The 8,248-nt window shown below is 72.3% G+C and carries 5 protein-coding genes and 1 pseudogene; 4 read left to right on the plus strand and 2 right to left on the minus strand.

Annotation, left to right across the window (positions count from 1 at the left end; genetic code table 11):
• Window positions 1-149 precede the first annotated feature (149 nt).
• A complete protein-coding gene (gene polA, locus ABT360_RS29435; RefSeq protein ID WP_351823044.1) occupies window positions 150-2,804 on the plus strand; it encodes a DNA polymerase I in 2,655 nt (884 codons plus the stop codon).
• Window positions 2,805-2,952: 148 nt separating this feature from the next.
• Here the strand turns inward: polA and ABT360_RS29440 are convergent, their stop codons facing one another.
• Window positions 2,953-3,777 (minus strand): DUF4184 family protein, encoded by an 825-nt coding sequence (locus ABT360_RS29440; RefSeq protein ID WP_351823023.1) that lies wholly within the window; start codon window positions 3,775-3,777, stop codon window positions 2,953-2,955.
• A gap of 209 nt (window positions 3,778-3,986) precedes the next feature.
• Here ABT360_RS29440 and ABT360_RS29445 point away from each other — a divergent pair, with 209 nt between their 5' ends.
• The 3 genes and pseudogenes from ABT360_RS29445 to ABT360_RS29455 form a co-directional block, all read left to right on the plus strand.
• A complete protein-coding gene (locus ABT360_RS29445; RefSeq protein WP_351823026.1) occupies window positions 3,987-5,717 on the plus strand; it encodes a lytic murein transglycosylase in 1,731 nt (576 codons plus the stop codon).
• 135 nt (window positions 5,718-5,852) lie between these two features.
• Complete coding sequence (locus ABT360_RS29450; protein WP_351823029.1) at window positions 5,853-5,993, plus strand: SPW_0924 family protein; 141 nt, start codon at window positions 5,853-5,855, stop codon at window positions 5,991-5,993.
• 13 nt (window positions 5,994-6,006) lie between these two features.
• Window positions 6,007-6,966, plus strand: a pseudogene (locus tag ABT360_RS29455) (DUF3068 domain-containing protein); the annotation flags it as partial.
• On the opposite strand, the gene ABT360_RS29460 reads toward ABT360_RS29455, so the two are convergent.
• On the minus strand, window positions 6,959-8,248 hold a 1,290-nt coding region (locus tag ABT360_RS29460), incomplete at its 5' end, for an ATP-dependent helicase C-terminal domain-containing protein (protein WP_444852346.1). The pseudogene ABT360_RS29455 and the gene ABT360_RS29460 overlap by 8 nt on opposite strands.

The following is an 8,248-nucleotide window of genomic DNA, read 5'->3' on the forward strand; positions in this document are numbered from 1 at the left end:
GGTACGTCCCACGATCCTGTCACGTCGCACCGACAGCGGCGGACTCAAGGCTCGCTCGGTCGGGATTGTCAGTGGTCCGTGGCAGGATCGTCCCCGTGGTAGAGACAGCATCGAAGAAGACCGACGACAACCGTCCGCGCCTGCTCCTCATGGACGGGCACTCCCTGGCGTACCGGGCGTTCTTCGCGCTGCCCGCGGAGAACTTCACCACCGCGAGCGGCCAGACGACCAACGCCATCTACGGCTTCGCGTCGATGCTGGCGAACACGCTGCGCGACGAGTCGCCCACGCACTTCGCCGTGGCGTTCGACGTGTCCCGCAAGACCTGGCGCTCCGAGGACTTCCCCGAGTACAAGGCGAACCGCTCCAAGACCCCCGACGAGTTCAAGGGGCAGGTCGAGCTGATCGGTGAGCTGCTGGACACCATGAACGCGGAGCGGTTCGCGGTCGACGGCTTCGAGGCCGACGACATCATCGCCACCCTGGCCACCCAGGCCGAGGCGGCGGGCTTCGAGGTGCTGATCGTCACCGGTGACCGGGACTCCTTCCAGCTGGTCTCCGACCACATCACCGTGCTGTACCCCACCAAGGGTGTCTCCGAGCTGACCCGCTTCACCCCGGAGAAGGTCCAGGAGAAGTACGGACTGACCCCCTCGCAGTACCCCGACTTCGCCGCCCTGCGCGGCGACCCGTCGGACAACCTGCCGGGCATCCCCGGTGTCGGTGAGAAGACGGCCACGAAGTGGATCAACCAGTTCGGTTCGTTCGCGGAGCTGGTCGAGCGCGCCGACGAGGTCAAGGGCAAGGTCGGGCAGGCGCTGCGCGACCACCTGGAGTCGGTCAAGCTCAACCGTCACCTCACGGAGCTGGTCCGTGACGTGGAGCTGCCCAAGTCGGTCGCGGACCTGGAGCGCAGGCCGTACGACAGGACGGCGCTGAAGGGGTTCCTGGAGGTCCTGGAGATCCGCAACCCCAGCCTGCGGGAGCGGCTCCTCGCCGTCGACCCGGGTGCGGAGGAGGACGAGGCGCCCGCCACGGCCGCCGGTGTCGAGCTGGACGGCACTGTCCTGGGCGCCGGGGAGCTGGCGTACTGGCTGGAGCAGCACGGCGGCCGGCCGCTCGGCGTCGCGACCGTCGCCACCTGGGCCCTTGGTGTGGGCAATGTCAGCGAGGTCGCGCTGGCCGCCGCCGACGGCAAGGCGGCCTGGTTCGACACGACCCAGCTGGACGAGGCCGACGAGAAGGCCTTCGCGGCCTGGCTCGCCGACCCGGGCCGTCCGAAGATCATGCACAGCGCCAAGGAGGCGCTGCGGGTCTTCCCCGAACACGGCTGGCACATCGAGGGCATCACCATGGACACCGCCCTCGCCGCCTATCTGGTCAAGCCCGGCCGCCGGTCCTTCGCGCTGGACGCCCTGTCCGTCGAGTACCTGCATAGGGAGCTTGCCCCTGCCGCCGCCGACGGACAGCTCGCCTTCGGCACCGACGAACAGGCGGAGGCCGACGCCCTGATGGCACAGGCCCGCGCGGTCCTCGACCTGGGCGAGGCGTTCGGCGAGAAGCTCCAGGAAGTCGGCGCCACCGAGCTCCTGCACGACGTGGAACTGCCCACGTCCCTGCTGCTCGCCCGGATGGAGCGGCACGGCATCTCCGCCGACCGCGCCCATCTGGAGGCGATGGAGCAGCAGTTCGCGGGCGCCGTGCAGCAGGCGGTGAAGGAGGCGCACGCCTCTGTGGGGCACGAGTTCAACCTCGGCTCGCCCAAGCAGCTCCAGGAGGTCCTCTTCGGCGAGCTGAACCTCCCCAAGACGAAGAAGACCAAGACCGGTTACACCACGGACGCCGACGCGCTGGCGTGGCTGGCCGCCCAGACCGAGCACGAGCTGCCGGTCATCATGCTGCGCCACCGCGAGCAGGCCCGGCTGCGCTCCACGGTCGAAGGCCTGATCAAGACGATCGCGGCGGACGGCCGGATCCACACCACCTTCAGCCAGACGGTCGCGGCGACCGGCCGCCTGTCGTCGACGGACCCGAACCTCCAGAACGTCCCGGTCCGCACCGACGAGGGCCGCGCGATCCGGCACGGCTTCGTGGTCGGCGAGGGCTTCGAGTCCCTGATGACGGCCGACTACAGCCAGATCGAACTGCGGGTCATGGCCCACCTGTCGGAGGACGAGGGCCTGATCGAGGCGTTCACCTCCGGGGAGGACCTGCACACCACGGTCGCCTCCCAGGTGTTCTCGGTGGAGCGGTCCGCCGTCGACGCCGAGATGCGCCGCAAGATCAAGGCGATGTCCTACGGCCTGGCGTACGGCCTGTCCGCCTTCGGCCTCTCCCAGCAGCTGAACATCGAGGCGGGCGAGGCGCGCGCCTTGATGGACACCTACTTCGAGCGGTTCGGCGGCGTGCGCGACTATCTGCGTCGGGTCGTCGACGAGGCGCGTGCCACCGGGTACACGGAGACGATGCTCGGCCGCCGCCGGTACCTGCCGGACCTGAACAGCGACAACCGCCAGCGCCGCGAGGCGGCCGAGCGGATGGCGCTCAACGCCCCGATCCAGGGCACGGCCGCCGACATCGTGAAGGTCGCGATGCTCAACGTCGACCGGGCGCTGCGGGAGGCGGGCCTGAACACCCGGATGCTGCTCCAGGTCCACGACGAAATCGTGCTGGAGGTCGCCCCGGGCGAGCGCGAGCGGGTGGAGGAACTCGTCCGCCGCGAAATGTCCACGGCGGTGGAACTCCGCGCTCCGCTGGACGTCTCGGTGGGCGTGGGCCCGGACTGGGAGTCCGCGGCGCACTGAGGCGAGGCGCCCGGCCCGCCCGCCCCGGTACGCCCCCGTCCGGGGCGGCCGGGGCGCGCTCCTGCCCTGCCCCGCGCCGGACCCGCGCCGGACCCGCTCATCGTCCGCGCCGGACCCGGCCCGGACCCGCGCCGGGGCCGGCGTGCAGCTACCCCACCGGCCCGCGCCCCGCCGCCCGCAGCCGCATTCCCGCGCCGTACAGCAGCAACCCGGCCGCCAGTCCTGCTCCCGCGCCGAAGCACGCCGTCGGAATGATGTCCAGCGGTGTCTCGATCCGCCCCCAGTACGCGTACCACCGCACGCACCGGTGCACGATCCCCGCCGCCACACACACGCCGAGCAGCCCCGCCGCCAGCATCCGGCCCCGCCGGTCCAGCACCGGCACCGACGCCGGAGCCCGCCCCGCCGCCTCCGGCGGGACCCGCCGCAGCGCGCCGCCCGCGAACCACACCAGCACCACCAGCGCGACGGCGGAGCCGCCGTACTGCGCGTACAGGTACATCGGGAATCCGGCCACGACTTCCCCGAGCGCCGGCAGTACCCTCGTGCCCCACCGGTCCGCGTGCGTGAACAGGTCCCACACCACATGCGTCGCCGCCCCGATGACGGCCGAGGCGTAGAACCGGGCCGCCAGCCCCACCCGGTGCCGCTCGCGCCAGGATTCGCCCCGTACCAGCGTGTGCACCCGCCCCTGCCATCGGGCGGGCACCAGTGCCAGCAGCGGCTCACGCACCATCAGCCACACCGCCACCAGCACCGCGGTGATCAGGACATCGACGGTCAGAATGCCCAACAGGCTGTGCGTGACGTCCCCGAAGAGCATCGCACCCGGGATCGCGGTGTCGGCGAAGTACGTCATATCGGGCGAGAAGGAGCCCATGACGAGTGCCGACGCGACAAGAGGGCCCCGTGCGGTGCCGGACCTCCGTATCCCCGGCAGGACCGCCGCGGCGTGGCTGAGTGTGAATGGCATGGCTGGCGTGCCCCCCGAAATGCGAACCTCTGATCAATGGCGCCCAGTATGCGTGACGTTCGCGCACCGGATTCCGGACGACCAGGAGGTGACGAAAGCGTGAAAAGCGGTCAGGTGGCGGTGTCCCGGGGCGCCGAGTTGCCGTAGGGTCGCCTGAGTCACCGCGCTGGGGAGCGCGAAGGGCCGGGCACCGGGGAGGGACCAGACGTATGGCAGCGCACATCGGCCGTCGACTGCGCAAGGGAGCCACCAGCACAGCGGTGGCCGCGGCGGCGGTGGCGGCGCTCTCCGCCTCACAGGCGCCCGGAGTGGCGCCTTCCGCCGACGGGGCCGACCAGTCGCTGTCCGACGTGACACCGCCCTCGCCCGACGGATCGGCGACCGGCAACTCCCCGTACTACACGGACCTGCCGCCGCTCAACACTCCCACCAAGCCCGGTGCCACCACGCCGGTGGTCACCGGCCCCGCCGAGGCGGGTATACCGGCGACCGTGCTCGCGGCCTACAAGCAGGCCGAGCAGCACCTGAAGACCGAGGACCCCGGCTGCAACCTCCCCTGGCAGCTCCTCGCCGGCATCGGCAAGGTCGAGTCCGGCCAGGCGCGCGGCGGGCGCGTCAGCGCCGACGGCACGACCCTTACGCCCATCCTCGGCCCCGTCCTCAACGGCGTCGGGTTCGCCAACATCTCCGACACCGACAACGGCGCCTACGACGGTGACACGACGCACGACCGCGCGGTCGGGCCCATGCAGTTCATCCCCTCCACGTGGGCGAGCTGGGGCCAGGACGCCAACGGCGACGGCCGCAAGGACCCGAACAACATCTACGACGCCGCCCGCGCGGCCGGCATGTACCTGTGCGCGAACAACCGCGACCTCGCGGTGAAGGCCGACCTGGACAAGGCGATCCTCAGCTACAACCGCTCGACGGAGTACCTGCGTACGGTTCTGTCCTGGTTCGAGTACTACAAGAACAACAGCCACCAGGTGCCGGACGGCACGGGTGTCCTGCCGGTCGACCGCAGCGACACCGGCACCGACCCGGGCTCCACGCCCACCCCGAAGCCCAAGCCGAAGTCGAAGCCGAGGCCCACGCCGCCCGCGAGCCCGTCGGCCACGCCGCCGTCCGTCACGCCTCCGCCGGCCACCCCCCGGCCGACCCCCCCGCCCGGCTCCGGCATGCCGACCCCCAAGCCGCCGACGACGACACCCACACCCACGCCGACCCCGCCCACGACCCCCACGCCCTCCCCGTCGCCCTCCGCCACCGTCGCGCGCCTCAAGGACGCGGGGACGGGGCTGCTGACCGCGACGGCCGGCACCGTGTTCGCGGAGCGCCCCGCCGTGACGGCGCTGAACGGGGCGGGCAAGCCGGTCGCCAGGGTCGCTGTGCGCTTCACGATCACCGGCGAGACCGACTCCCGCTTCCCGGACGGCGCCACCGGCGTCACCGTCCTCACGGGCGCCGACGGCACCGCGACCGCCCCCGCGCTCCAGGCGGGCGAGCGGACCGGTGAGTTCACCGTCCGGGCCACCGTCGTGGGCCGCACGGTCGCCCCCGTCGACCGCACCGCGACCGTCACCGCCCGCCAGGCCGACGCCCTGGTCAGGACGGACGACAAGGAGCTGACGGCCAAGCCGGAGACGGAATTCGCCGACCAGGTCCAGGTGAAGGCGACCTACAAGGGCGCCGCCGCCTCCGGTGTCGCCCTGACCGCCACCATGATCAGGGCGGCGGACGACGCGACCGCCAACGAAAAGGGACCCTTCTTCAAGGACGAACAAGGGAACCCGGTCCGCACCCTCGAAGGCCTGACGACCGACGCGAACGGCATGCTCACGCTTCCGAAGGTCTTCGCGGACGGCCAGACCGGCACGTTCCTGCTCCGCCTCACCACCACCGGCGGTGCGACCCTGACCATCGAGCTCAAGGTCGCCTGACCGGGCCCACGCCCTGAGCACCGCACGCACCGCCCCACCCCAGCCGGTGGGGCGGTGTTCCGTGTGTTCTCATCTCGCGCCCCCATTGCTACGGTTCCTGACACCTGACGGAGCATCAGGTAGGGAGGCCGGTCCATGCGCGTCCTTGTAGCCACCGCCATAGGGCTGGCCCCGGTCCTGTTCCTGGTCCTGCTCCTGGCCGTCACGGACCCGGCCCCCGAGGGCGAGACCTCGCCCCGGCCGCTGCTGACCACGGTTCCCGGCCCCAAGAAGTAGGAGGGCGTCCGCCATGCGCCGCAGAGCCGCCCTCGTGCTCCTCTCCTTCGCGGTGTTCTTCGCCGCCATGGCGCCCACGCTGCGGTGGTACGCCTTCCCCCGGCTGGCGAAGGTCCCGGCCGGCCAGTACCAGGAGATGGTGCTGGAGGCGAAGCCGGCCACCCTCCTGAAGTACGACACCATGCGGGCCGAACAGGTCGAGAGGGTCACCATCGTCCAGACCCTGAAGGGCAACGTCGAGGAGTCCCGCAGGATCGAACGGGACGCCGGCCGCGACGTCGTCGTGTGGGACGCCCTGTCCCATGTGGTCGGCCCCGACGGCTCGACGGTGTCCCAGATCCCCGAGCGCTACATCTTCGACGCCCACACCCAGGCGCCCGTCCACGTCACCGGCGAGATGGTCGACGGAGACCCCGTGCGGCGCGAGGGCATCGAGTTCAAGTGGCCCTTCCTCACCGGGAAACGGGACTACGCGTACTTCGACGCCCAGACCCGCACCTCCGCGCCCATCCACTACAAGGGCACCCGCACCTTCCGCGGCCTGGAGGTCTACTACTTCGAGCAGACCGTCCCATGGACGAAGGTCCCGTACCCGAAGAAGATGCCCCTGCCGGGCGTCGACGCCTCGAAGCTGGAACAGCAGACCGGCACCACCCGCTGGTACACCACCAAGCGGATGTTCTGGGTCGAACCGGTCACCGGCGCCCCCGTCAACGGCGAGGAGGTCCACCGCGAGGAACTGCGCGGCGGCACCCTGCTCGGCGGCCGCGACAAGGTCACCGCCTTCGCGGGGCACGTCAGGATGCGCGAGGACTACCTCGACCACACCGTCGACCTGGTGCGCTCCCAGCGCCGCCTGGTCCTGCTGATGACGTCACACCTGCCGTGGGGCTTCCTGCTCCTCGGTACGGGGCTGGCGGCGCTGTCCCTGTGGCTGGAAGCACGCGCACGGCGCCGCCCGGCCGTCAGCGCCGCGCGTTCGTCCGACGGGTCGGCTCCGCCACCGCCGGGTCCTCCGGCCACGGATGCTTCGGGTAGCGCCCGCGCAGCTCCGCGCGTACGGAGCGGTATCCGTCGCGCCAGAAGGACGCCAGGTCCGCCGTGACGGCGGCGGGGCGCCCGGCCGGCGACAGCAGGTGCACCAGCACCGGAACGCCCGCTACGGAGGGCGTTTCCGCGAGCCCGAACATCTCCTGGAGCTTCACCGCCAGCACGGGCTGCTCACCGCCGTACTCGACCCGGATCCGCGACCCGCTCGGCACCTCGATCCGCTCCGGCGCCAGCTCCTCCAGCCGGGCCGCGTCACCGGTCGCCCACGGCAAAAGCCGCTGAAGGGCCTGCCCCGCGTCGATCCGTGCCAGGTCCGCGCCTCGCCGCGCCCGCGACAACTCCGGCTCCAGCCACTCCTCCGTACGCTCCAGCAGCGCGGCGTCCGACACGTCCGGCCACGGCGCGCCCAGCACCCGGTGCAGGAACGCCAGCCGCCGGCGCAGCTCCTCCGACTCCCGCGACCAGCGCAGCAGCGCCACCCCGTCGCGCCGCAGGCCGTCCAGCAGGGCGTCCCGTACGAGCGCGGGATCCGGGTCCCTCAGCGGCCGTACGGCCGTCTCGATGGCACCCAGCCGCTCCACGGACCGCGCGATCACGTCACCGTCCTCCCACCGCACCTCCTCGCGCGCCACGAGCAGATGCCGGGCCGCCGTCCGCGCGGTCTCCCCGTCCACCACGGCGGCCAGCCGCACCCGCGCGGAAGCGGCGTGCGACGGCCGGTCCGCGACGGCGACGGCCAGCCAGGAAGCCGCCCGCAGCCGGGACCCCTCCCCGAGCTCGGCGCCCGTCCCGGACGCCATCAGGAACGCCCCTTCACCCCTGGCCCGCGCCACCCGCTCCGGGTACGCCAACGACGTGACCGTCCCGGCGACGGCATCGTCCGGCAGGGTGTCGTCCGGTGCCCCGGTGCCGTCCAGCTGCCGTGCCAGGCGCCTCGCCTCCTGCCGCCAGCGCGCTCCGTACGCGTCACCGCCCCGCCGCGCCGCGCGCCACGCGGCCGCCAGGTCGTCGCCGTACTCACGCGGCGGCTCCTCGCTCAGCAGCGCCACCACCTCGGCGGCGCGCCGGGCACCGACCGCCTGCGCCCCGTCCAGCAGCGCCCGGGCCAGCCGCGGGTGCAGGCCGAGGCGGGCCATCCTCACGCCCCGGTCGGTCACCCGGCCCGCCGCGTCCACCGCGCCGATCGCCGCCAGCACCGACCGCGC

It is taken from the genome of Streptomyces sp. NPDC000229 (genome assembly GCF_040300825.1).
Classification (GTDB): domain Bacteria; phylum Actinomycetota; class Actinomycetes; order Streptomycetales; family Streptomycetaceae; genus Streptomyces.